Source organism: Candidatus Steffania adelgidicola (assembly GCF_020541225.1).
Taxonomy (GTDB): Bacteria; Pseudomonadota; Gammaproteobacteria; order Enterobacterales; family Enterobacteriaceae; genus Steffania; species Steffania adelgidicola.
In genome coordinates, this window is the sequence record NZ_CP045889.1 from 685409 (window position 1) to 712336 (window position 26928).

Consider the following 26928-nt stretch of genomic DNA (forward strand, 5'->3'; position numbering starts at 1 on the left):
CCCTTCTCCGGTGGCTTGGCTACTGCGAGAAGGCTTTTAGCAACAGGGATGACTCTCCGCGAGAACCGATTAAATGTTTATCAACTCACCGGAGCAGTCTTTTTTGTTGCAACAACACCATTGCCTACGCCAACGGAGTTATGCATGTCTAGACGCCTAAGAAGAACTAAAATTGTCACCACGCTCGGCCCTGCTACCGATCGCGATAATAATCTCGAAAAAGTAATCGCTGCTGGCGCTAATGTTGTGCGCCTGAATTTTTCACATGGAAGCGCAAAGGAACATCTTCTACGTGCACAAAAAGTGCGTGAAATCTCAGCCCGTCTCGGCCATCATGTAGCGATACTCGGCGATTTACAAGGACCTAAAATTCGCGTTTCGACGTTTCGAGAAGGAAAAATTTTTCTGAATGTTGGTGAAGAATTTTTACTGGATGGATGGTTAGGTTGTGGAGAAGGCGATCGTGAACGAGTAGGTATTGACTATAAAGGCTTACCAGATGACGTCATACCCAATGATATCCTTCTGCTAGACGATGGGCGCGTACAGCTTAAAGTTCTAAAAGTTCAGGGTATTAGGGTGTATACCCAAGTCATGGTAGGAGGCCCCCTGTCTAACAACAAAGGCATTAATAAGCGTGGAGGTGGTTTATCCGCTAAGGCTCTAACTGAAAAAGATAAAGCCGATATCATTACCGCCGCAGCAATCGGTGTTGATTACCTTGCTGTTTCTTTTCCCCGTACTGGTGAGGATCTAAATTACGCGCGTCAACTGGCTCGTGACGCGGGTAGCCATGCCAAAATTGTTTCAAAAGTGGAGCGAGCCGAAGCTGTAGCTAGCGAGGAAGCCATGGACGATATTATTCTCGCCTCGGATGTCGTGATGGTGGCTCGAGGTGATTTAGGTGTAGAAATCGGAGATCCCGAACTGGTAGGGATACAAAAGAAACTGATCTGCCGTGCTCGTACACTTAACCGCGCCGTGATTACTGCAACACAGATGATGGAATCAATGATTACCAATCCAATGCCCACTCGAGCTGAAGTAATGGATGTGGCTAACGCGGTGCTGGACGGCACTGATGCAGTCATGCTTTCAGCTGAAACCGCAGCGGGGAAGTATCCTGCTGAAACTGTAGCCGCAATGGCTAGTGTCTGTCTGGGAGCGGAGAAAATTCCCAGTATTAACGTTTCAAAACATCGGCTTAACATTCAGTTCGATAATATTGAAGAAGCTATTTCTATGTCGGCAATGTATGCCGCTAATCATCTGAAAGGGATTAGCGCAATCATCTCAATTACGGAATCAGGCCGCACTGCACTTATGATGTCCCGTATCAGCTCGAGTCTGCCAATCTTTGCTCTTTCTCGTCACGAGCATACCCTAAAGCTAACTGCTCTCTATCGCGGTGTGACACCGGTATTTTTTGAGATCGCTGGTGAAGGAGTGACGGCAGCGATTCAAACTACCAGTTTACTACGCGATAAAGGTTTTTTAATGTCTGGAGATCTGGTAGTGATTACCCAAGGCGACGTCATGGATAGAGCAGGCACTACCAATATCAGTCGTATCTTGCGAGTAGAGTGACTGGAAAGAGCATGTAAATTATATAGCCTATACTGATGAATATATCCCCTCTTAAGGAAGATTGATTTGACAGAGTCTTATATAGGTGAGCGAGAGAGGACAACACTGAGTATTGCGATTCAACTTCACATGCATATAAGACACCATGAAACCACAGTTGCGAGAATTGTCTACGCAGAGGGGGGGGTTAAGTAGAGTGGAAAGTTACTCTTCACCAATCGTTTTCTTGCTGGTGAGAGGGAGATATAGACAAGCAATTAACATTAATTTATTTTTTATCCGATACCCTATTTTAAACTTGGCGCTAAAATATTGCCGTTAGTAAATTATTTTCCTGCTTTCTTATTTTCAAGCACAGGCACTCGTATCTGTTTGGTATCAATAGCATTTTCCTTTATTTCAGGACTCTCTAAAAACTGTTTTATTATAAGGAACAAGCTTATTTTTTTTAAAATAATAAAAACTATAATCAGGTATTATTCCTTCTGAGTATATAGAGACAAACGCACATAAAAGGTATCCGTGTAATGGAAATCCGTGTTAGCAGCTTATAGCTAATCAAAAAATATAGGTTCTCATTTGGCCTGATCGTAGGGTATAATTTTTCACGATATTCGAGATATGAGGGGCTCGAACTAAAGAAGTTAATATACTATCTGTTATCTCTTAAAAAATTTTAGACAATTGAATTTCTGATTTTCCTAGAAAGATATGATGTAACTTAATGATGTTGGATAGCCACGCCTAGTGTCACTAGTAACACCTTAAGGTAAAAATTATGAAACATTATGATCAACTAACACTCGGAAAATCGACTACCTATCCTCAGTACTATAATCCCTCACTACTGCAAACAGTACCGCGTACTATCAACCGAGATTTACTAGGATTAAAAGCATACTCCTTGCCTTTTCATGGAGAAGATATCTGGAATCTATATGAACTCTCTTGGCTTAACGATTCGGGTCTTCCTCAGGTAGCGATTGGTAAAGTTGTTTTACAGGCCACTAGCAAAAATTTGATTGAATCCAAAAGTTTTAAATTGTATTTAAATAGCTTTAACCAAACCCGAATTTCCTCTCATGAAGCAGTACGTGTACAACTAAATAAGGACCTGTCTCAGTGCACCGCTAGTGACGTAGAGGTCACGTTACACAGACTGACAGAGTTCTCGGATAGCGCAATCCTAGACTTAGAGGGTGAATGTATCGACCATCAATCTATTCATATTGACAATTACAGGTTGACTAACAGTTGGTTAAAAGGAGCCGCCGTCGGTGCGGTGGTCAACGAAACCCTAGTTAGCCATTTGTTAAAGTCAAATTGTCTAATAACCAATCAGCCAGATTGGGGATCAGTGCAAATCTGTTATCAGGGTGCTCGCATCAACCGCGAGGCGCTATTACGCTATTTGGTTTCTTTTCGTCAGCATAATGAGTTCCATGAACAATGCGTAGAGCGCATTTTCTGTGATCTGATGCAGTTTTGCCAACCTGAGTTCCTATCAGTATATGCCCGCTATACACGCCGCGGTGGGCTAGATATTAATCCTTGGCGAAGTAATACATGCTTTTCACCGGTAATAGGGCGACTTGCGCGGCAATAGTGTATTTCTAAGCGAAAATTTTTTCGTATTTCTCCCATCACTGCTGATGATTAGCAATCATATAGTAACTAGACTTTCTAAACTCACCTTAGAAACGGGAATCTACTGTATCCTTTAAGATTGCTAGCAGAGTTTCACTCTCTTCCCAGCCAAGGCAAGGATCAGTAATAGATTGACCGTAGATAAGAGATTTATTCTGGCATAAATTCTGATTACCGGACAGGAGATTGCTCTCAATCATTACCCCTACTACCTGACGACTACCAGATTTTAATTGTTGGCAGAGCACACGTGCAACATCTAGCTGTCGTAAATATTGTTTCTGGCTGTTGCCATGACTGAGGTCCACTATTAGATGAGCTGGCAACCCAAAACACGTCAGCTGTGTACAGGCATTAGTAATACTCTCTAGATGGTAATTGGGTATTTTTCCACCACGCATGATAATATGCCCATATGGGTTTCCATGAGTTTGAGAAATCGTCATTTGGCCGTATTTATTTGGCGATAGAAGCAAATGAGAGGCACGGGCGGCTCGAATGGCGTCTATTGCTATTTGAATATTACCATCTGTACCGTTTTTAAAACCAATCGGACAGGGTAGCGCCGATGCCATTTCACGATGGATTTGACTTTCAGTTGTACGTGCGCCGATAGCCCCCCAGCTGATTAGCTCGGCTATATATTGCCCGGTAACCATATCCAAAAATTCAGTAGCAGTTGGTAAGTTTAACTCGTTGACTGCGAGTAATAGTCGGCGGGCGAGCTCTAACCCATCATTTACCCGGAAACTACCGTCCAGCCCGGGATCAGTAATTAATCCCTTCCATCCCACTACAGTGCGTGGTTTTTCAAAATAGGTGCGCATTAAAATTTCTAATCGATCCTGGTATTTTTCTCGCAGCGGACTAAGTCGACGAGCGTACTCTATCGCTGCATCAGTATCGTGAATAGAACAAGGCCCTATAATAACTAGAAGGCGTCGATCTTCACCCTGAAGAATGCGTTTGATACGTTTTCGTACCCGTAAAATACTTTCAGTAATTTCCGCACTTATTGGCAAGGCGGCAGCTAGCGCAGCAGGAGTGATCAATGGTTCAATGTGCCGCATACGCAGTTCATCTGTCTTTTGCATATTTATCTCTAAAATAGGGACTCATTGCGGTGGAGTTACCAGGGAGTATAAAGGCTTACGATACCCTAACCGCCGATGAATTCAACCTTACTTGGCAAATTTTTCTAATGTATTCGGGAGCTTGTTTCTAAATATAGCTATAATGTTTGAAATAATTCCTTATTTCATAATGAGTGCTTGTTAAAGCACTATTTTGGATATTGTTATCGCGAAAAGTGATGCACTCTTAATTAATTTTTAAATTTATCTGTTTTAAACAGAAAATGATTTTTATCAAGCATATAACTTTAACTGTGTATTATGTTTTTATAGACTGTAATAAGGCACGATAAGTCCGTGACTTATTTGTGATTAAGTGATATACGTTGAGAGCGTAGTATGTTTTCTAGTAATAGATATTTATCTTGTATTTTACGTATACCCCTATTGGGGTAAAACGAGACAATGTCTATTTCATTACTACATAAAATGCTCGATGTCAATCGATTGTCGATTAAATCTCATAACGCTTACTTGGTGATTCAATACTCTCATTACCATTATATTACTGTGTATCTAAATCAATCAAGTTAATTATATAAATATTCCCTTAAGATTGAGTTTTTACGCTATAGCAGCTATATACCGATTAATCTGGTTTAAATGGGAAGATAAATATATCGATGTATTTTATTTCCTTATAAAATACACCCTTAAAAAGGGGATTCTATCATCCTCATTAGATTTCTTTTAGATGTTTTAATAAACGTGAAGAATTGAATATCATTCCATACTATTGTTATAGACATGGGCTCATCACTTCTAAAAATAAACATTTTTTCGTAAAAATGTTTACTCAGAGAGGTAAATTAAAGTAATTTAATTCTGTTTTAGTGATATTTTCCAGGTATATCACTCAGTCCAGTCTCTTAAAATAGTCTAAAAGACTAGACATTAGTTGTCTAAGATATTAACTTGTTTTTAATTAGAATTACATGTAATTACTATGGTTGATAACTGTATTGATTTTAAAATATAAGTGAAGGTTTTTCGTGTGTTCCAGTATAAATCCCAATAAAGGATGGTTTGTTAGAGATGATCTTTATTTTATATATATGACTATTTTAGTCTGCTTTACAGCAGGGGGCAATCTGCTAAGACTGTAGTATAACTACATTATAAATAAACTTGTAACATTTTTAAAACTCTCGTCTGAGAAAGCATGTTCTTTAGATGAAATCGTATTGGATTTAAGAAACTTCGAAGTCCGTAGTATTGCACGATAAAATCTTTTCTGTTTTTAAAAAACAGAAAACACTCAATACACACAACCTTATTTTACTACTAAAATGCAATAAATGCATCTCCTAGATGCTATTTTTCTACGCAAAATGGATAATCCATACATATCTTGTTATTTTCATTATAATTTGATGCTTTGGTGTGTAAGACGCTGTGTGATGTTTATTGTTATAGGAATATACAAGAACTTATTGAATCACGCGTTCTATCATAATAAGAAGAGGCCACCATAATCGTAATGATAGAAAATATTGCATACCCACAGTCACATTCATATGACTGGATTCTTTATTTCAGATAATATATCATTATCTGTTTATATTTTCTATTTTGCAAATGGATTCGTTTGTTAAATTGAGAGAAAGAAAAAATTTGGAGCGTTCATATACTCCCTAGCTATTAGTAATACAAAAAAATGCTTTTTCGAACAGGGGAGAATATCCTCTAAAAAAAGAAGAAATATAATTAAAATTTTCAATATGATTATATTGTTGTTTGTGTATCAGAAATTTTGATAGTTTTTACCATTTCTAACATCCAAGGTGATAATAACGAGAGATGATGGCAAGATTTAATCTTGAATTACATCTCTTAATAACGATCTAATTTTAATTAGTATCGCAGATCTATGTAGTTGTTTAGTATTCCAAGATACCTTTAAGTTCATTATTAAATACGTTAATCAGTAATGTAATTTAATTAGTAAAGCAATTATTTTAATAAGCTTTATGTGATGAACTTAATAAGTTTTCCTTAAAATAAGGATCGCTATCTGTTTCAGCACGATTTAATATTCATGAACTATTTTCATAGTTTTTATATTAAAATAAAATTTAATTATTATTAAGGGATAAAAAAAATAAGCTAATTCCGTGCACAACAAATATTGTATCTACCTTTTTTTTAAAACTATAAGATTTCTATAAAACAGAAAGAGTACCAATTAGTTATTATTTAAACTAAAGTGATTTGACTATTTTTCTAGATTTCTTACCTATAACGTTTATTTTATGTTTATATAGAAAGCTAAACTCTATTTAGATTACCAAATCCGTTTAATCGCAATCATTCAACTATAATATTTGTTTTCGGATGTGTCTTGGGGTTACTCTTTCCTTCTATTAATATGAGTTTTTTATCAAATTATCTAACTAAGGGATCACTGCACTTATACAAACCACTTTAGTTAACCTAATAAAATCAGTCTCCATGATTAACCGTGTTTTTATTTGTATATTGTAGGTCTCTTTATTTTGATAATATCTTGTAGATCGATAATAACTTCCCCATATAGATTTTACTTTTCATTTGAATTCAATTAGATTTGGTTTTAATAAACATATGGACTAATACGCGTACCTAACATTCTTCAAAAGATTATTGGAAGAGAACGCGATGGGAATGGAGTTCTTGATGTGTTCTTATTTCAACCAGATCAGAAGAACTGGGTTGTGTTTATAGATACTTGCCTTTCAATTAAGAGAGAAATATTTCTTTTATTAAAAACTGTTCACTTGTCTGATTAAGATGATTTTACTTCATTTCTCATGAAACTTGGAGCATATCAATTATGTGCTAGACTTTTCTACCCTCCAATATTTATTAGATTACTTGCTGATATATTCATATTGAAGATGGTGAATTGTTTTTTTTGAGAAATACCTTATTATCTCCCGACTTCCGCAAGTCCTACCCCGGGCTGACTTCGGGAGCGCATTCGATTTTATAGCCGAAGTGGGCAGAATATCAACCAAATGTATTGAAAGATTATTTCTTTATTACTTTAAATTATATTAAGTTGATATGGTTATAATCAAAAAGCTAAAATTCTGTTATCCAAACTTAGTGGCTAAGCTATATCATTCACTGAATCAGCATATAATGCTGATTTTGAACTAAACTATTTTAGTTTCCTAAAAAATCAAAGTTTTACGGTAGTGGCTCTATTTCTTTTAGGTTTTTTGAACAATCTTTATCAGCCTTGACTAGGTCAATATCAGTACACACTCAGATAGATAGTATTGTCTTAAGATATTTAAGAAATCATCAAATGATATCAGTTACATGGTGTATATATTAAATATCATCTACATTCTGTCGACCGTTTCGATACCTAATAAATTTAAACCTTGTTTCAGCGTACGCGCTGTAAGCAATGATAACTGAAGACGGCTTTGTCGTAATGCTTTTTTTTCGGTATTCAAAATCGGACAGTTTTCGTAAAAAGCAGAAAACAACACAGCTAGATCATAAAGATAGGAACATAAGACATGCGGAGTACCGTATCGCGCGACTATAACAATAGCTTCTTCTAATTGTAGAAGCCGAACAGCTAACTTGATTTCTTGTTCCATCTCAAGATGCATATCGCCGATGAGGTGTCCTTCATCCTCACCGCTACGTTTAAATATTGAGGAAATTCGGGTATAGGCATATTGGATGTAGGGGGCAGTGTTACCTTCAAAACTCAACATATTATCCCAATCAAAAATATAATCAGTGTTGCGATTTTTTGATAAGTCGGCATATTTTAGTGCTCCAACACCTACAACCTGCGCTAGATTTTCTAGCTCATCACTGTTCATGGTGGGATTTTTTTTAGCAACTAAGCGGCGGGCTCGCCTCATTGCTTCATCGAGCAATGCCGTGAGCTTTACTGTATCACCCTCACGGGTTTTAAATGGCTTTCCATCTTTATCTAATATCATACCAAACATATGATGCTCAAGTTTGACAGATTCAGGTATATAGTGAATTTTTCTGACAATATTCAAGACCTGCATTAAATGTTGATGTTGACGTGAATCGACATAGTAGATAATCCGATCAGCTTTCAGAGTCTCATAGCGGTATTTTACACAGGCGATATCGGTGGTGATATATAGATAAGCCCCATCTTTTTTCTGGATGATAATCCCCAGGGGATCACCAGCTTTATTTTTAAATTCATCGAGAAAAATCACAATAGCTCCTTGGCTCTCGATAGCTAGTCCTTTCGCCTTGAGATCTGCCACGATGCTAGGTAGCATTGAATTGTACAGACTTTCGCCCATCACATCTGAAAGTGTCAGTGTAACGTTAAGTCGATCATAGATTTTTTGATTGTGAACCATAGTGATATCTACTAGCTGGCGCCATATGCGTCTACAATACTCATCTCCGTTTTGCAATTGCACTACATAGTTGCGAGCGCGCTCGGCAAAAGCCGGATCCTCGTGATATTTCTGGTTAGCCAAAAGATAGAATCTTTCTAGACTAGAGAGCTGTATTTCGGATTCCTGGTGATTGTGTATTGTTTCTAAATAAGCAATTAATATGCCAAATTGTGTTCCCCAATCGCCAATGTGGTTAGCCCGAATGACGTTATGCCCTAAAAACGTCAATATGCGTACCGAAGCGTCACCTATAATAGTAGAACGCACATGCCCGACATGCATTTCCTTGGCGACGTTTGGTGAGGAATAATCAACCACGATAGTTTGTGGCGAAGCGATAGAAACCCCCAGTCGCGGTGAGAACAAGATCTCAGTAAGGTGCTTTTCTAGCCAGCGTAGATCGAGGAAGATATTGATAAAACCTAAACCAGCTATGTCAACTCTACGCACGATACCTTTTAAATCAACACGATCGACCACGTCTCTTGCTAGCGTGCGGGGCGGAAGATCGAGGCGCTTAGCAATTGCTATTAAACCATTGACTTGATAATCCCCGAATTGAGGTTTGACTGATTGTCTCACCTGTGCTTTACAATCAGCAGGAGTACCTAAGATTAACAGTGCATTCTGGATTTTATCTGAGAGAAGTCTTTGAATATTTATAGGAATACCTTTATCACATGGATGGAAAGTAAAGAAAAATCTCTACACTGCTTATCGATTGAACTATTCCGTTTAAATTTGTTAACCGCGATGCTCAGCCAGAAAAATAAAGTATCTTTATATCATAACTCGCTATCAGGATCAGTAGAGTGACTGACAGAGTGTAACAGTTAACAGAAGAAAAGTGCAGATAATGCCTATAGTAAATAGAAAATGGATATAGAGAGATTATAACAGTTTCCACTACTCCATTTCGATGATTAAATTCATCTTAGAGATTCGAATGATTTTTAAGAAAAAGTAGATGGATATGCAAACAGACAGGGTTGAGTTTTAAAATATATAGATTTTAGTATGGATTCTGTTCTTCTGTTAAAACAAATATCCATAATATCATCTAGCAAAGTTGAGTCCCGATGCTCAATATGGCAATATCCTGGAACTCGAAAGAATCTTCTGCAACAGCTTATTTGCATTATGATGATTTTTTTATACAAGTCGCTCAATTTTCCGTCATAACAGAATGAGAGCATATAAACTTCTTCAAATTACATACAAACTTGTTAATTATGTTGAACAAAACTTTTACTCTCCTCACTACTGGTATTTTCTGCTTTCCCTTGTTTAGCGAGGCTAAATTACATGCGATTGCTGATTTCAATCAGGCAAAAAAGGAGGCGATAAAAATTAATCGCGATGCGCCTGGCACTTTTTATTATGGTTGCACTATTCGGTGGGAGGGTCGGAAAGGCATTCCTAATCTCGATTCTTGTGGTTATCAGGTTAGAAAAAATGCAGTGCGAGCTAATCGTATCGAATGGGAACACGTTATGCCGGCATGGGAATTTGGTCACCAGCGACAATGCTGGAAAAATAAAGGACGAAAAAACTGCGCTAAAGATTCAATGTATCGGAAAATTGAAATGGATCTCCATAATCTTCAGCCTGTAATTGGAGAAGTAAACGGCGATCGTGGTAATTATCAGTATAATCAGTGGCAGGATAAGGAAGGCCAATACAGCCGAGCTGAAATGAAAGTAGATTTTAAAAACAAGCAGGTGGAGCCACCGGTCCGGGCGCGCGGCGCTATTGCCCGGACTTACTTTTACATGAGAGACCGTTATCATTTGCGTCTTTCTCAAGCGCAAACACAATTATTTGAAAAATGGGATCGTACTTATCCAGTTAGCGAATGGGAATGCAAGCGCAACCGGCGCATTGCTAAGATACAGGGAAACTATAATCCTTATGTTCAGAAATCTTGCAACTTGTAAAGATGTTTGTGTTTTTATGATTTTACTTCCTCCGCCTATATTATTTTCAATATAAGTAGACGACTAGGTTTTAGCTAGTCATTAGTTATGAGTATATTGCTTCTTATCTGTTAGTATGTTTTATGGCAAAAAAGTTATTTACGGATACTAGTTAAGAGTAAACCAGTATAATATTATTTCATGTATACTTCATCAACGATAATACTTTACAATAAAATTGTACCTTCTGATATATTTTTATATGCTGCACGAATGGTATTCCGTCAGTGTTTTATATCGCCTTGTTAATTTCACCTATTACAAAATTAACGATTGTATTAAGTTTTATTATTCTTTTTTTAGTGCATCGGCGATTTTTATACTCGATTTCCTCCGAATCTAGATTACGAGAACCTATGATCAACTGGTGAGGTACACCAAGAAGATCCATATCGGAAAACATAACACCGAGTCTCTCTTGACGGTCATCAAGTAGAACTTCAATACCATGCGTCTTTAGCTGTTGATATATGTTTTCTGCTACAGCTTTAACCCGACAAGATTTATGCATATTGATCGGTAAAATTCCGACATTGAATGGCGCTAAAATCTCCGGCCACAAAATACCTTGTTCGTCGTGGTTTTGCTCAATAACAGCTGCCACTACGCGGGTGAGTCCGATACCGTAGCAACCCATACTCAGTCTTTGATTTTTTCCGTCTTTACCTTGTACGCTAGCTTTCATTAACTCTGAGTATTTCATGCCCAACTGAAAAATATGTCCCACTTCAATCCCGCGTTTGATGTAAAGTCTACCTTTTCCATCCGGACTACTATCGCCGCTGACGACTTTACGCAGGTCAGCCACTTCAGGTAGTGGAAAATCTCGCTCCCAGTTTATGCCGAAGAAATATTTACCATCAGCATTATCACTAGCAACGAAGTCGCTCATTACTGCCACACTACGATCAATAACCATCGGTAGGTTCATCAATTCAAGGAATCCACTCCTGGCGCTGACTACCAGACGCTTTTCCTCTTCGCTTGCCAAAGTTAGCGGGGCTGCGACTTGCGGTAATTTTTCGGCCTTAATATCACTAAGCTGATGATCCCCTTTCACCATCAGTGCTACGAACGGATAACCAGTATCGGCGCAAGCTCGAACCAATACTATCTTGACGGTTTTTTCCAGCGAAACTTCGGATTTCGCTAACAGTTCAGAGATAGGGCTATCTTCAAGAGTATCAACCAACCGCATTTCTTCGCAGGGCGCAGCGCGTTTAATCTTCGGAGAGAGTGCTTCTGCTAGTGCAATGTTAGCGGCGTAATTTGATCCGTTTGAAAATACAATATCATCTTCACCAGTATCGGCTATAGCTTGAAACTCATGGGATATCTTTCCGCCAATAGTGCCAGTATCTGCCTGCACGATGCAGAATTCCAATCCAAGTCGAGTAAAAATGTTTCCATATGCCTGATACATGGCGCTATAGGTAGTTTCTAGCGATTGCTCGCTGGTGTGAAAAGAATAGGCGTCTTTCATCAAAAATTCTCGTGAACGCATAACACCAAAACGAGGTCGTACTTCATCACGGAATTTAGCTTGGATCTGATAAAAAATCAGTGGCAGTTGCTTGTATGAACTAACCTCATTCCTAACAAGATCGGTGATGATTTCTTCATGTGTCGGACCGAGTACAAATGACCGAGCATGACGGTCAGTAAATCGCAATAGCTCCTGACCGTACTGAGTCCATCGTCCGCTTTCCTGCCATAGGTTAGCTGGTTGCACAATAGGCATTGTAATTTCAATTGCACCTGTATTATTCATTTCTTCACGAATTATTTTTTCTACTTTATGAAGAACACGAAAACCACTAGGTAGCCAGGTATAAATGCCAGATGCCTGTTTACGAATCATCCCAGCTCTTAGCATGAGATGATGACTGACCATTTCCGCATCAGCAGGGGTTTCTTTAAGGGTGGAAAGTAGATATTGGCTAGTACGCATATTAGTTGGATTCCAGAAAATCATCTGCATGAAATTAGGCTAGTAATGCACTAAAAATAATAAGATTAATATATATCATTTTGTAAGGTGATATAAGTCTCATTTTTTTGGAAAATCGGGTTGTAATTCCATTAATTACAATTATCATGTAGAATCACTATTCTTGTTTAAAAGAATATTTTCAATATTACATTGCATACTATTCTTCAAAATCTTCGAGCTTTCTCTTTATTTCTGAGAAAGCATACGTGTAAGATGTTTATTTCCAGTAATAGGGTGATTCTAGACATCAGAGTAACATATAAATAAGGCATGCAGTTGTGTTCCTAGTGAAAAGTCAGGAACACATATATTTTATTTGCACGATTTAAAACCAAGCAATATATAGAACATGTTTTTTATAAAAAATCTACTGCCTTATACATGAAATAAGGAAAATACTGTGAGTGCATAATATATTGTTCCTGCTCCCCCACAGGAGCAAGGGGCGAAGATTACATACTCCAATCACTACTCATCTCAGAACGACGTAGCTACGGATAAAAAAGATAGAGAAATCAAATTATTTTACTACGTTTTCTATTCATACCAACAATGTTTTATATGTGTTATTATAAAAATAATTAGTGAATGGTAGCTACGAAATCTTTTGCCATCTGCTGTCCGACTTTATTCCAAGCTAATGCCAACGTCCGAGTCAAGGCGTCATAGCCATCCTTTTCCTGCATGAGTGCTAGATTAAATGATTTTTGAATAACGCATCCGTCATGTGTTAACAGCCAGTCTCCCTGAACAACTGCACGGCCATCATGCCGACCATGAAAACCAGTAATTGTTACTGATAACCGATCAGTATCGTTACCGGTTTGCTGCGTAGAAAAAAATATATTCGGCATCTCGGTGCTTAAATTCGCAACTAGTGTTCGCTGCAGTTGCTGCTCAAGTGGGCTTGCCCATAAATTGCTTCTGGCTGTAGCATACTGAACGTCACTGGTCTGATAAACCAGTCCATTACCAGCTAGAAAATCCGCCACTGACACACGCACTATCCAATGTTTCTTGCTATGGACAGTAGAACTGCTTCCATTTTCGTCCATTACCCCACCAAAATTGCAGGTGTTTACTTCTCTACTATCGCAGTATACCGTAGCCACAGTATTAACTGCCTTAAACGGCAATTCATAGTAAGTATTGTTGTCACCAGTAGTACAGGCGCTAAGAAATAGTGCCGTGGTTAATGCCATTCTATTCCATTGTTGCATTTTATTTTGCTCGCTTCGGCTGTAGATCATGGCCGTTATTTACTTCAAAAACTAGCGCGTTGCTCTTGGCATTGAGTGTCCGTAACACCTGATCAAGATGCTGCATATCCGTTACCATTTTATTGTAGGCGGGTTCACCAGGCTGAAATCCTGTTATAGTACGATTTAACTCTTTGAGGCTCTGTTGCAGAGCCTGGGGAAGTGTCTGCATTGATGAGCTTTCGATGATTTCATTGACAGCCTTTAACGTACTCTGTAGTTCGTGTAGTGTGATACTGATCTGATTAAGCATCGGGTCCAAGGGCAAATCATTAATTTTATCTAGTGCCTCGATGAACTTTTTTTCTATCTGAGCTAGACCAGCATTATTAGTCGTTGGAATTATCGGATAACCTTGAATGGTCGATGGGCGCGACCAGATTTTATCCTGTGACTGGAAATCCAGATCGATATATAGTAACCCTGTCAGTAGATTGCTACTCTTCAGTGAAGCTTGAAAAGCTTGTCTGTCGCTTCCTGACAGGTGCTTCTGAAGATCAAATTTTTTAGCAATTTTCTTAATAAAACGATCTGGCTCAATACGTATTAGGATGGGGATACGATAATCGCTGTTTATTTCCTGGTTTGTACTGAGCATCGTAAATGGCACTTCCACGACAGTTCCGAGTCGAATACCTCGAAATTCTACTGGCGCACCGGGCTGAAGACCTCGAATCGAACTTTCAAAAAACAGTACATAATCCTGATGTTGAGTATATAGAGAATCAGGAATATTGTTTTTATTATCAAATAACTGGTAATGCTGTTGTTCTTTAGCTAATGCTCCTTGTTCCCAACCACTCGGTACATCAAAGCTAACGCCACCAGAAAATAGGGTGGTCAGCGCCCCCATTTCTAAACGCATGCCTGTAGTTGAAAGATTAAGCGCGATACCGCTATTCTTCCAGAATCTTACGTTTTTTGTTATTAGACTATCGTACGGTGCGTTGATAAAAAGCTGGTAATTCATCATCCGATTTAGGGGATCGAAGTGGCTAGTTTCCACCGTACCTACTTGAAATCCGCGGAATAATACCGGGTCACCGCTGGTTAATTGCCCGGATTGATTGCTATCTAGCTGGATTCGGATACCATGTGTATCAGAAAAGGCTAGTGGAACCGTATCTAAGAGTTTAAATTTAGATGATGTCTTCATGCTTGAACCAGGTTTCAATTGAATGTAAACGCCCGATAATAATGTGCCTAGCCCAGAGATTCCTTGCTTACCAATCTGTGGTTTCACAATCCAAAACATCGAATCCTTGTGGAGTATTTTTTCCATGCCATGATGGATGCGTGCTTGAATTTCTACATGATTAAGATCCTCACTTAGTTTGATACTCTCGACGATGCCGATATCCACACTACGGCTTTTGATGGCAGTTTTACCAGCCTCAAGACCTTCGGCACTCGTCGTTGTCAAAATGATTACTTTTCCCTGATGGCTAAAGTGGTAAAATAAAATCCAAGCACCAATAAGTGCGGTAATGATCGGCATGATCCAGACTGGAGACCACTGCTTGATCTTCTCTACCCGTGCTTCTTGATAAGTATTTTCTGTCAATAGTCAACTCCTGTGTATTTTTATCAAATCTTATCCCACAATAGACGTGGATCAAATGTTTTAGCAGCCATCATTGTAAGAATCACTACCAGGGAAAATAGTACCACACCTATACCGGGGATAATTCTCATCAGGCTTCCCATCCGTACCAGTGTAGACAAGGCAGAAATAACAAATACATCGATCATCGACCAGCGACCGATGAATCCCACCACCTCATACAACCGATGCATCCGTTCACTATCACTCGCCTTTCGTTCTTTTCGGGTAGTAGCTTTCCAGCATAGCCATGCTAACGCAATCATTTTTACAATAGGAATTATAATGCTAGCGATAAAAATCATTATTGCGATTGGAATCGAGCCATCTGCCCATAAAAGCATAATGCCGGTTATAATCGTGGAGTTGAGGATGTTGCTAAAACCATCGGTAATCATGATCGGTAGTAGATTAGCCGGAATATAGAGTATGAATGAAGTTAGTACGAGCGCCAAGGTCCACTGCAGGCTATGCATACGGCGCACACCTTCGTGCGTGCGACAGCGTGGACATCTATTCATATCCGCTGGCAGAAGTAGCGTACAACAGCTACAAGCGCGTATACCCTGTCCTAAACCACTCTCACCGGGATGAAATTGGTTAACCTGCACTGTGCATGGCATGATGATATCCCATAACCCACGCGGATCAATATACTGTAGCGCTCTCAGCTGCAACAAACAAAAACAACAGAAAGGAATAAAACTGTTACCGATCCTGATCTGAGCGTAAGCCATCAATTTAATAAAGCTGACTAGCATCCCGCCAAGGAAAATTTCTGCCATACCCCAGCCACGAAGAGAAAATAATAACTTTGCCAAGAAAGTTTTTAGTCGAAACGGAAATGGTATGTTTAGGTACAATAAAATAATTATTATCATGCAAAGAGCTGGAATAGCCTGCACACATAGAAGAAACATAGTGGCTAGGCTAGAGAAATGATTACTAATCATTAACATTGGAATTTGTAGTAGTGTTATCTGGCGCTTTAAGTTAGAAACCTCTATATTGACGAATGGAAATAGATTTGCTAGCCCCTGCATCACTAGGGCGCTGAGAGCAAAACCTACTGAAGAGCGCTTCGGATCGTGCCAATAGTTTAGCAAAGTGTGACGGCATCGCGGACACATTGCCTTTTGACCACGTATTAGAGGTGGGAGTCCTACCAACAGATCACAGTCAGGACAAAGTAGATGATGCTGATATTGAGGATTGTCACACACAATCATCTCCTTTTGTGCTCTCTGCTCTCTCGAGCAACTGGGGGTGATGAGGTTGTTTACCATGATCTATTTCGGGATGTTGTTTTTTTGCATTTCTAGTATTTCCCAGCGGAGAAATAAGCAATTAAGGGATTTTTTTGTTTCTTTCATCAAGAGAAAGAGAGGTTGTATCACCTCTTGTGGTTGACTAAAGAAGTGCGGTTTTTCTATTTGCAATTGCAGTTGGGTTATTGTCTCTTCCAGTTTCCCTATCTGCGCAGGAAGTTTTTCCAGCTCACGTTCCAATTTATAAGTGAGCTTTCCGCTTCCACATGGGCGTTTTAGATAAGAAGAGTTAGTGATCAACATCGATTCTGGGATTTTTTTCTCCGGTATTTGCACTCTTTGTGCAAGCCGATTACAACGTTGACGTTGTGTATCGAAATAGCCGCCTACGTAACGCTCTATACGCCCTTCTCCTTCAAAAAACCAGCATTCTGTCACTAAGTTATCTATAAATTGGCGATCATGACTCACCAAAAGCACAGTACCTTGATAAGTACTAAGTAATTCTTCTAGCAATTCTAAAGTTTCCATATCTAGATCATTACTAGGTTCATCAAGAATTAAAAGATTGCTGGGTTTAAGAAATAGTCGAGCTAATAACAATCGGTTACGCTCTCCCCCTGAAAGCACTTTCATGGGGGTCATAGCTCTTTTCGGATGAAATAAAAAATCTTGAAGATAACCTAATACGTGACGAATCCGACCATGAACCATGATTTCTTGCTGACCACCAGCTAGATTCTCCATTACTGTCAGTTCCGGATTACACACCTTGCTATACTGTTCCAAATAAGCCACTTCCAGCTTGGTGCCGTAATTGAGATGACCGCTGTCAACAGTAAGTTGTCTAAGCATCAACTTCAGTAATGTGGTTTTACCACACCCGTTAGGGCCAATAAAAGCGATTTTGTCCCCGCGTTGAACCTGCGCGCTGAACTGGCTAATTAACCGTTTCCCTTCTATACTATAGCTAATATCTTTTAGTTGAAAGATGCTTTTACCTGACCTCCCCCCTTCTTCTACTTGCATTTTCGCGATACCCAGGACTTCTCGCCGTTCAAAGCGTTTCTTCCGCAATACTTTCAGTTCGAGAACTCGTCTTTCATTACGCCTCCGTCTGGCTTTAATCCCATGACGTATCCATGCTTCTTCTTGAGCCAATTTGCAATCAAACTCACTGTTGCGTATCTTTTGAACCCGTAATTCGTCCTCTTTTCTTTCTAGGTATTTATCATAATTTCCCGGCCAGGAAATTAGCTTTCCTCGGTCCAAATCAACGATGCGGGTTGCTATTTCTCGGATAAATGACCTGTCATGAGAAATGAAAACTATGCTACCAGTAAAAGCCTTTAGAAAGGCTTCCAGCCAGCCGATACTTTCAATATCTAGATGATTAGTTGGTTCATCTAGAAGCAATACTTGCGGCTCACAGACCAATGAGCGACATAGCGCCGCCTTTCGCATCCATCCGCCGGATAGTGATGAGATCTTACTGTCAGCTCTTAGTCCTATTTGTGCTATTATCTCGTAGATTCTTTTTTCTAAATTCCATAAATTTTGATGGTCGATGACCTCAATTAGCTGAGCCATCTCTGCTAGATTTTTTTCGCTCGGATTTTTCTCTATCCGTTGAGAAATGCAGGAATAATCTTTCAATACATTTAGTTCAGATTTTACCCCTTCGGCTACAAAATCGAATACCCTGCCAACGGCATCCCGAGGTAGGTCTTGCTGAAGTCGAGAGATGATGAGGTCTTTTTCAAAAAACAATTCACCATCGTCAAGCGGCATCTCGCAGCTTAAAATTTTCATTAGGGTGGATTTTCCGGCACCGTTTCTCCCTACCAAGCACACGCGCTCTTTTCGATGAATGTGTAGCGCGGCGTCATGCAAGAGCGGCGCATCGCTAAAAGATAGCGAGGCGTGGGAAAGGCTAATTAATGACATGGCTTTAAAACCTTGTTTTCATGGCTTATTAGCCAGCATTGATGAATATGGCGGATACGGGTACAATCCGGTGAGCGAGTATGGTCAGTGATCGATTTCGCTAGTAAGCCTACTGCAATGAGACCTGCATAATCTAATTGGAATCCACGCTTGTTGCTAGAAAACATAATAACCCCCCCAGAGCGCAATATCCGCTTAAGATCCATCATTACCTGAAGATGGTCACGCTGAATATCAAAGGTTTTGATCATCCTCTTTGAATTAGAGAAGGTTGGTGGATCAATAAATATTATATCGAAAGTTTCCTTAACTCGGGGTAACCAAGTAAGACAATCGGCTTGTATTAGTCGGTGTTGATGCCCGATCAAACTATTGCTCTGGAAGTTTTTTTTAGCCCACTTTAGATAAGTATACGACATATCTACAGAGGTAGTGCTATGGGCTCCACGAATCCCGACATGTACACTGGCGGTGCCCGTATAGGAAAATAAATTAAGGAAGTCTTTTCCTAGACTAATATCCCCCAGCATTCTTCGAGCGAGACGATGATCAAAAAACAATCCAGTATCTAGGTAATCGTTTAAATTGACCCAAAATTTAGCACCATACTCCTCTACTAGTATGAACTCGTCTTTTTGTGCGATTTTTTCATATTGACGCCTACCTTTCTGATGTTTCCGTGTTTTTAGCACAAGGTGGTTAGCTGGTAGAGATAGTATAGATAGAGTAGTGTTAATCACATGATATAATCGTTGTCGCGCTTTCGCGGGTTCCACGTTTTTGGGTGCAACATATTCTTGAATAACTACCCAGTCTCTGTAGCAATCGATGGTAACATTGTATTCGGGTAGATCAGCATCATATAATCGGTAGCAATCAATCTTCTCTTGCTCAATCCATTTTTTTAACCCCCGAATGTTTTTCCGTAAACGATTGGTAAAATCAGAGGCGCTTTGTTCCATACTTTGAGTGAATATCACTCTCGTATTTTCTAGCAGGGAATTCTTCGTGTAACCTAGTTGATCGTTTTTAGCTTTAAAACTACGTTGTTCACATGGCATGAGCACTCCAAGATCGCTTGTACGATACTGAATAATAATGGTCGTCAAGTGATAAACTATATATTAATAATTAATCTAAGCTAATTATCTATCATATTTATCACTCCGAGTCGCTTCAACATTCTTTATAAATCGGTACAATCCAATATGGTTTCCTCAATGGGGAATGAAACAGCATCGCCACCTTATTAACTAATAATATTATTTATTCAGATCCGCCAGGTTATGGGGAATTATAGCGGGTATTTTAAAGCACTCTACTATCGGTATCGAAACTGTAAACATACACCGAGCTTATTACTAAAATTGTGAAACAAGATGAACACTTTAAGCATTATCTCTTGCCATAGGATTCGATCCTGGTTTACCTAGCGGACGTAATCGTCGCTTCTTTCATGAGGGATTTCCACAATTGCACATTTCAGATTATGGAAAGATGGAAATTTTCCGATAATGATTTGATAGAGCAGCATGATCAATGATACGGTATACCTACCTTGAACACACTATACACCCTCTAGCCAACTGAACAAAACAGATGGTAAGGGTTAGAGAGTCCTGAATCAAAAACATCTGGCTTCTCGCAGTTAGATGTAGGCACAGCAGTACTCTAAAACGGGTAAATATCTCCACGAGATATGTTTTTGAATGTTAGTGTATTTCATACGGGCTATATTCAATTATCCTATCGGCATCCTTAAGATGCACATAGAAACGTTTATCAAACGTAAATTGGAATTTAGTGTCTTTACTATCCCCTTGGTGGAGTCAATAAGTATTTTATCGAATATATGTTACATGCCATGAAATTAGCACCTACGCTATAAGTATGAAACATCTTAATAAGAAAAAATTTAAATTTAATCTTGTAGTGATGTAAATCTAAATCGGAGAATACTGGTATTCTGAAGAACCCTAATTGTGATAAACAAACGTAGATTTAGATCTGATAGATATCTTTTTTTCTCTTATATGTAGCAAAACTAGGTTGTGCTACATATAAGATAACGTTACAGAAGATATTCAACTATTAATCATACTTCTTAAATATTATGTCTCTTCTAAAAAGTTTCATCGCATATCATGCTTTTCTTTAGAATTAAAACGCAATAATAGAAATACCTTTCCATGATCTAACAGTTTTATTTTAAGATTCAGATGGTGACCCTCAATATCAATCCTTGGTTGGAAGAAAAGCTTGTTTTTTTAAAAAAATGCAGTCGACTCACCATGTAAGTATAGGGGTATGAGATTTGAAAAAATCGGAATATATAAATAGTGTAAATCGGGAGCATTTTGATTAGGTTATAAAACATCATTATAATTTAGCAACTTAACTACATTCCTTCTCAGAAGGAATAGCAGCCTGCTGGCCGTAATGTTTTTTCTTGCGCGGCAGCTTTTACAATGACTGAGAAAACGTCCGCCTTTAGGGCTGCGCCACCGACGAGAGCCCCGTCAATATCGGGTTGGATAAATAATGCCGCAGCATTACTGGCGTTAACTGAACCGCCGTACTGGATAATAATTTGTTCTGCGATTGCTATATCATACGCGGCGATATGATCGCGGATAAATTTATGCACTGCTTGTGCCTGGGTTGGAGTAGCGCTTTTTCCAGTACCGATAGCCCAGACAGGCTCATAGGCAATGACAGCATTCTCAAACGCTTTAGCACCTAACCGATTAAGTATCACATCAATCTGACGGGCACACACCGCTTCAGTTTGTTTAGCATTATTTTCTTCTTTGCTTTCCCCAACACACAATACCGGAATCAAGCCGGTTTTTTTTAGGATAGCGAATTTTTCAGCGATCAGTTCATCGCTTTCTTTATGATAAATTCGGCGTTCAGAATGCCCGATGATAATATATTTTGCGCCGATATCTTTTAACATTTCAGCAGAAATCTCTCCAGTGAATGAGCCTGTAAGATGAATATCAACGTTCTGTGTCCCCAAAAGAATCTGGCTACCGTTTAAGTATTTTTTTGCCAAATGAAGATAGAGAATCGGAGGGGCGATGACGATATTGCAATTGATAACGTTGCTGAGCTTGTTTCGGAGTACTGTGATTAATTCAAGGACCATGAGTTTGCTGCCGTTCAGCTTCCAATTACCTATTACTAACGGATGTCGCATTACTATTCCTCCATAAGGAAACGCAAGAGATGAAAATTCGTGTCACAGGGCCGAGTAAAAGCATCAAGATAAAAAGCGGATCTCTATATTTTCGCCATGGTTTTTCTCATCATGATTGATTTTGATAGATTACGCACTACTTAGATATATACTGAAGAATACAATTAAAAGGAAAATATCATAATAATGTATCTATATATTCAGACAAAAACAATTATGAAAATTAGAATCATACTTCAGGTTATTTCATGAAGTGCATCTACTGTGATTCAGAATCATAAATTCTGTTAATACATTATTTATTTATGGTAGACACGCAATGGTATCATCTCATTTTTGAGATGTGAGACCATTATTAGTTTGAGAACCCATTCTATATTCTACTGCGAATATACATTGTGTATTTTATAAAAATTGGTGATTGTCTTACATGTATTTCTTATTTTGAAGAAATATTGATTAGACGGAAGCTAGTATTGATCTGCATGCTACTTTTTGTAAAATTAACTCATTGTTTTAAATGATTTATTTCTAACTATGTAGTCTAATCTTGTTAGATTTTTATGATATATAACTCCTCAAGATCAACTAAGAGATAATATTGATGTTATACCATCTCTACCAATTTACGTAGAACAGGAAAAGCAAAAAAACACTATATCTTATATATGATTATAAAATCACTCGATGACTCTTTGTATAGACATAGGATTAAGCCAATACGGTATTCTCTCTCAAGCTTTTTACATAAGCGGTTTATTCATATTTTTATCGCGTCATCCGTTTCATAATACCAAAAAGTCACAATTTAAGTAGGAGATGTTTCATCTATAATCATTAGGTTCACAGCACCCTACTCTTCATACTCTGATTATGGTATGGGTTTTGCGGAGTTTATGGACAATCTAAATATTGTACTTATATAAACAACACGCAAACCTGATTCAGTTTTAGTCAAGTGCCAGAATTAACAGATGATGACTTGCATAATAGTCTGGATTTATTACTACTAACTTGATGTCTTTTCTAGTCGCAAGAAAAGGTTTGTATCGACTATGAAAGTAAATTTTCATGTTTTTTTACAAAATTATTTCTCGGTCTTTAGATTTTTATACAGAAGGTAACATCATGAAAAATAAAATATTTCATATAAACAACTCCAATAAGGAATTAAGAAATAACCTTCCTTTATCCGTGATCTGCCAGTGAGTGATATTTTCAGTAATATAATTTCCAGTAAGCGCTTGATCTAGTGCAGAGCGAACTGTAGTTTCTGAAACTCCAGTAAATGTGGTAAATTCAATACGCGGACATGCTTCCATCAGCCTAAAACGATTCATGAAATATTCCAATGTTAAATCAGCTGGCAACACTTCATAGTGTTTGGCTAAATAATTTCCTTGCATGTAGCTGTATGGAGAGCGCGTTTTGATAGTCCGCATCACTCTACCATCGGGTAGACTCAGTTTTCCGTGAGCAGCGCAGCCGATCCCAAGATAATCGCCGAAACGCCAGTAGTTAAGATTATGGCGACATTGAAAGCCAGGCTGGGCATAGGCCGAGATTTCATACTGCTGGTAACCTGCTGAGGTTAGCACCTGATTACAGTTCTGGTAAATATCCCATAGCGTATCACTATTAGGTAATATTGGTGGTTTTGAGGCAAATAATGTATTCGGTTCAATAGTTAATTGATACCAGGATACATGCGGAGGTTTCAGGGCTATAGCCTGAGCAATATCATTAAGAGCACCTGAGAGGGATTGCTCAGGAAGGCCGTGCATCAGATCAAGATTAAAGTTACGTAGACCAAGCGAAATCGCTAACCGTGCCGCATATCGAGCATCTTCAGGTCTATGTATGCGCCCAAGACGGAAGAGCTGCTCCTGATTGAAGCTTTGTACGCCAATGGAGATCCGGTTAATACCCGCCTTCTGATAACTCATAAAACGATCTGCTTCGACAGTGCCCGGATTTGCTTCCATGGTGATTTCAGCATTTGGTGCTAGCGATACCCGCTGGCGGATTCCATCAAGTAGAGACTTCATAACGCTAGCTGAAAGAAGGCTAGGGGTACCACCGCCAATAAATAGGGTGTTAACAGTACGAGAGGCAATTAACTGAATATCATGCTCCAAATCCATCAGCAAATGTTTCACATATTCCTTAAGCGATACCTCGCGCTGAAGCGCGATAGCATGGAAATCACAATAAGGACATTTTTTCATACACCAGGGAATATGCAAATACAAACTTAACGGTGGCAAAAAAAGCATAGAGAAAATCCTCACAACGTCATCGCCATTAGGAACTGAACTATATGATTTTTGATGACAAGACAATCCTTGTTAGCCTGCCTGGCAGGGAGCATCCTCCATGAAATAATGTTGAATTTTTAGATAATCACTGGCACAGCACCGAACTGGGCCAGTCGGTTTTTTTAATTGAGACTATGTCTAAAAAACAGTACATCTATTTGTTTTAGAAAAATATAATCCTGGCGTAGCATTTATTATGCTATCAGTGAAGATTAAAACATTAGCAGTATTAAAAATGTTTTTGCTGAACATTAGACGTTTTCTAATACCATATTCTCATCCAACCCTGAGATATTAACGTGCCGCATTGTAGTATTGCGATGTATCCCCTGATAGTAATTGGCCAGTCAATTGCATCTGCTGCTCTACGTCGCTCTGAGCGATAGCATGAGGCTCGATTTTGAGCCCTAGTTTATGGAATAGAGCCTGGTCGCGATTTTCTTCCGGATTTGGCGTTGTAAGCAACTTACAGCCATAAAAAATAGAGTTAGCACCTGCCATAAAACATAACGCTTGAGTTTGTTCGTTCATCTGTTCTCGGCCTGCCGATAGGCGTACATGCGAGCATGGCATCATAATACGCGCGACAGCAATAGTACAGATGAAATCAAATGGATCTATATCGTCATTATCAGCCAGTGCTGTCCCTTTTACCTTTACCAGCATATTGATAGGTACGCTTTCTGGCGGTGTTGGCAAATTAGCTAGCTGCACCAATAACTCAGCACGATCAGTAATGTTCTCACCGAGCCCCATAATTCCTCCCGAGCATACCTTGATGCCCGCTTGACGAACCGTACTGAGAGTATCCAGTCGATCCTGGTAACTCCGGGTTGTTACGATGCTCCCATAAAAGTCCGGAGAGGTATCTAGGTTATGGTTATAGAAATCTAATCCTGCTTCTGCCAGTCTCTTAGCTTGATAATCGTTAAGCATGCCAAGCGTCATACATGTTTCCAGCCCCATCTCCTTTACGCCTTCAACCATTTTCTCCAGTAGCGGCATATCTCGGTCGTTTGGGTTTTTCCAGGCGGCTCCCATACAAAAACGTGTTGAACCAGAATCGCGTGCTTTACGTGCGGCGTCCAGCACCTGCTGCAACTGCATTAGTCGTTCTGTCTCAAGCCCCGTGCTATAACGCGCACTTTGTGGACAATATTTACAATCCTCGGGACAGGCCCCCGTTTTAATTGATAGTAGGGAACTAACCTGAACTTCACCTGCCCTGAAATTTTGTCGATGTACCTGTTGAGCTTCAAAAAGTAAATCAATAAATGGCTTATCAAACAGCGCCCTAGCCTGCGCTAGCGTCCAGCGTTGAGATGTTGACATAACAATTATCCACGGTTTTTTGAAGAAAATAGAAGGCGTCAGTGTAGAGTGTGTCGCTATACTGTCAACCAGATATTTGGGTTTTAATTCATCTATTAGATGAATATTGTAATATAGCCGATAACCTAGGCTTAGCTACTTACATCTTGAGTCTTACTAATATATCAAGAGCTCCGGTTTGTTACATGCCTTCCATTAGAGACAAGCCTCCACTTTTCTATCAAATCAAATATTGTTATAAAAACTTGATTATCTCAATGAGGTAGTGATGAACACATCCTTAAAAGGGTGTGTTTTAATAAAATACAATGCAACACTGAATACCAATCTTTTATAAACCGCGATAGTTCTTGACTCCTTTAGATTAATCGAAACAATACCCGATTAAATTCCAGGCATGTCGGTAGATGATTACCGCTACCTATTTATTAAAATAGAATTTTTTTACTTTACGTATCTATACTGATATTCAGTTGAACTGTAATAGCTTTTAAAATACTATTTTTTAAGATGGTTTATTTACCAATTTGCAATGAATAGCCTGATGGTATGATCACCATCATACTAAGCTCTATTGATTATAGTAATAATGTTAAATATTATTATAATTTAATTTTTTAAAAAATAGAACATACTTAATCAATAAATCCAAGTGAGAAGGGGAAAACGCCCATACTTTTTTGCTCTAAAAAGTATGTAGCTAGAAAATATAGATGTTATAGAAGCGGTTATACTATGTATAAGTAAATACCAAAAAAGAGACATACATTATAACACTGATGTTCTTTTTTCAGTTTACATGATTCAATCATAGTTCCATTGTTTATCTGTTTCCTAAGAAGGGTGATGTTTATACACTCCATGTATGTAATAACGCAATATACATACAGGCTAACGAGCCATTAATGCTTCTTACTCTGCTAACAAGAAGCATTAATGGAGAAGGTGACTTTTTTCTTAATAATCAATCTGATAATTATTAAGAAAGTTATATGGATGGATATCTATCGTGTCAGTGTAAGGATCCGGAGGATCCTACCAGTATATTTTAGCTTTTAGCAAGAAAAACTTGACATTCCATATTTATGCACCCCCGTAAAGGGGTCGTGGTGAGAATGCTTCGCTTAAAAAGTTTATGCTGGTATTAGGCGTTATTCGATACTTGAGAAAGCGTGTTTATCGCAATGATATTACTGTACCAACAAATCACTTAGCGTATGTTTTCCTTTTTCCCTAGTACTACTAGTAAAAGTAATATTTACACTT

At 38.7% G+C, this 26928-nt stretch carries 13 protein-coding genes and 1 pseudogene; 3 read left to right on the forward strand and 11 right to left on the reverse strand.

From position 1 onward, the window contains the following. Positions 1 to 144 precede the first annotated feature (144 nt). Both pyk and queF read left to right on the forward strand, forming a co-directional pair. Positions 145 to 1587, forward strand: a complete 1443-nt coding sequence (pyk, locus tag GFK82_RS01925) for a pyruvate kinase (protein ID WP_226811269.1) — start codon at positions 145 to 147, stop codon at positions 1585 to 1587. 778 nt (positions 1588 to 2365) lie between these two features. Then, positions 2366 to 3193, forward strand: a complete 828-nt coding sequence (queF, locus tag GFK82_RS01930; protein WP_226810271.1) for an NADPH-dependent 7-cyano-7-deazaguanine reductase QueF — start codon at positions 2366 to 2368, stop codon at positions 3191 to 3193. 88 nt (positions 3194 to 3281) lie between these two features. Here the strand turns inward: queF and GFK82_RS01935 are convergent, their stop codons facing one another. Together GFK82_RS01935 and argS are read right to left on the reverse strand one after the other, a co-directional pair. Further along, positions 3282 to 4328, reverse strand: a complete 1047-nt coding sequence (locus GFK82_RS01935) for a 3-deoxy-7-phosphoheptulonate synthase (RefSeq protein ID WP_282100960.1) — start codon at positions 4326 to 4328, stop codon at positions 3282 to 3284. A 3368-nt stretch (positions 4329 to 7696) separates the two neighbouring features. Further along, positions 7697 to 9427, reverse strand: coding sequence for an arginine--tRNA ligase (gene argS / locus GFK82_RS01940; RefSeq protein ID WP_226811271.1), 1731 nt, complete (start codon positions 9425 to 9427; stop codon positions 7697 to 7699). 569 nt (positions 9428 to 9996) lie between these two features. Here argS and endA point away from each other — a divergent pair. Beyond that, positions 9997 to 10701: a deoxyribonuclease I gene (gene endA / locus GFK82_RS01945; protein WP_226810272.1), complete on the forward strand. Its 705-nt coding sequence runs from the start codon at positions 9997 to 9999 to the stop codon at positions 10699 to 10701. A gap of 271 nt (positions 10702 to 10972) precedes the next feature. On the opposite strand, the gene GFK82_RS01950 is transcribed toward endA, so the two are convergent. The 9 genes and pseudogenes from GFK82_RS01950 to bioB form a co-directional block, all read right to left on the reverse strand. Then, positions 10973 to 12691, reverse strand: a complete 1719-nt coding sequence (locus GFK82_RS01950; RefSeq protein WP_226810273.1) for a proline--tRNA ligase — start codon at positions 12689 to 12691, stop codon at positions 10973 to 10975. A gap of 623 nt (positions 12692 to 13314) precedes the next feature. Beyond that, positions 13315 to 13953 carry a membrane integrity-associated transporter subunit PqiC gene (pqiC, locus tag GFK82_RS01955; RefSeq protein WP_226811272.1) on the reverse strand — a complete coding sequence of 213 codons (639 nt, stop codon included), beginning with the start codon at positions 13951 to 13953 and terminating at the stop codon, positions 13315 to 13317. Between the two features lies 1 nt (position 13954). Continuing rightward, on the reverse strand, positions 13955 to 15556 hold the full coding sequence (gene pqiB / locus GFK82_RS01960; protein ID WP_226810274.1) for an intermembrane transport protein PqiB: 1602 nt from the start codon (positions 15554 to 15556) through the stop codon (positions 13955 to 13957). 23 nt (positions 15557 to 15579) lie between these two features. After that, a complete protein-coding gene (gene pqiA / locus GFK82_RS01965) occupies positions 15580 to 16824 on the reverse strand; it encodes a membrane integrity-associated transporter subunit PqiA (protein ID WP_320412896.1) in 1245 nt (414 codons plus the stop codon). Between the two features lie 60 nt (positions 16825 to 16884). Continuing rightward, positions 16885 to 18810 carry an ABC transporter ATP-binding protein gene (locus GFK82_RS01970; protein WP_226810276.1) on the reverse strand — a complete coding sequence of 642 codons (1926 nt, stop codon included), beginning with the start codon at positions 18808 to 18810 and terminating at the stop codon, positions 16885 to 16887. Then, a pseudogene (rlmKL, locus tag GFK82_RS01975) lies at positions 18801 to 19859 on the reverse strand (bifunctional 23S rRNA (guanine(2069)-N(7))-methyltransferase RlmK/23S rRNA (guanine(2445)-N(2))-methyltransferase RlmL); the annotation flags it as partial. The gene GFK82_RS01970 and the pseudogene rlmKL, both read right to left, overlap by 10 nt. A gap of 1361 nt (positions 19860 to 21220) precedes the next feature. Beyond that, on the reverse strand, positions 21221 to 22012 hold the full coding sequence (tpiA, locus tag GFK82_RS01980) for a triose-phosphate isomerase (RefSeq protein WP_226810277.1): 792 nt from the start codon (positions 22010 to 22012) through the stop codon (positions 21221 to 21223). Between the two features lie 1145 nt (positions 22013 to 23157). Then, complete coding sequence (gene hemW / locus GFK82_RS01985; protein WP_226810278.1) at positions 23158 to 24288, reverse strand: radical SAM family heme chaperone HemW; 1131 nt, start codon at positions 24286 to 24288, stop codon at positions 23158 to 23160. A 336-nt stretch (positions 24289 to 24624) separates the two neighbouring features. Further along, positions 24625 to 25662 (reverse strand): biotin synthase BioB, encoded by a 1038-nt coding sequence (gene bioB, locus GFK82_RS01990; protein WP_226810279.1) that lies wholly within the window; start codon positions 25660 to 25662, stop codon positions 24625 to 24627. Positions 25663 to 26928: the final 1266 nt, after the last annotated feature.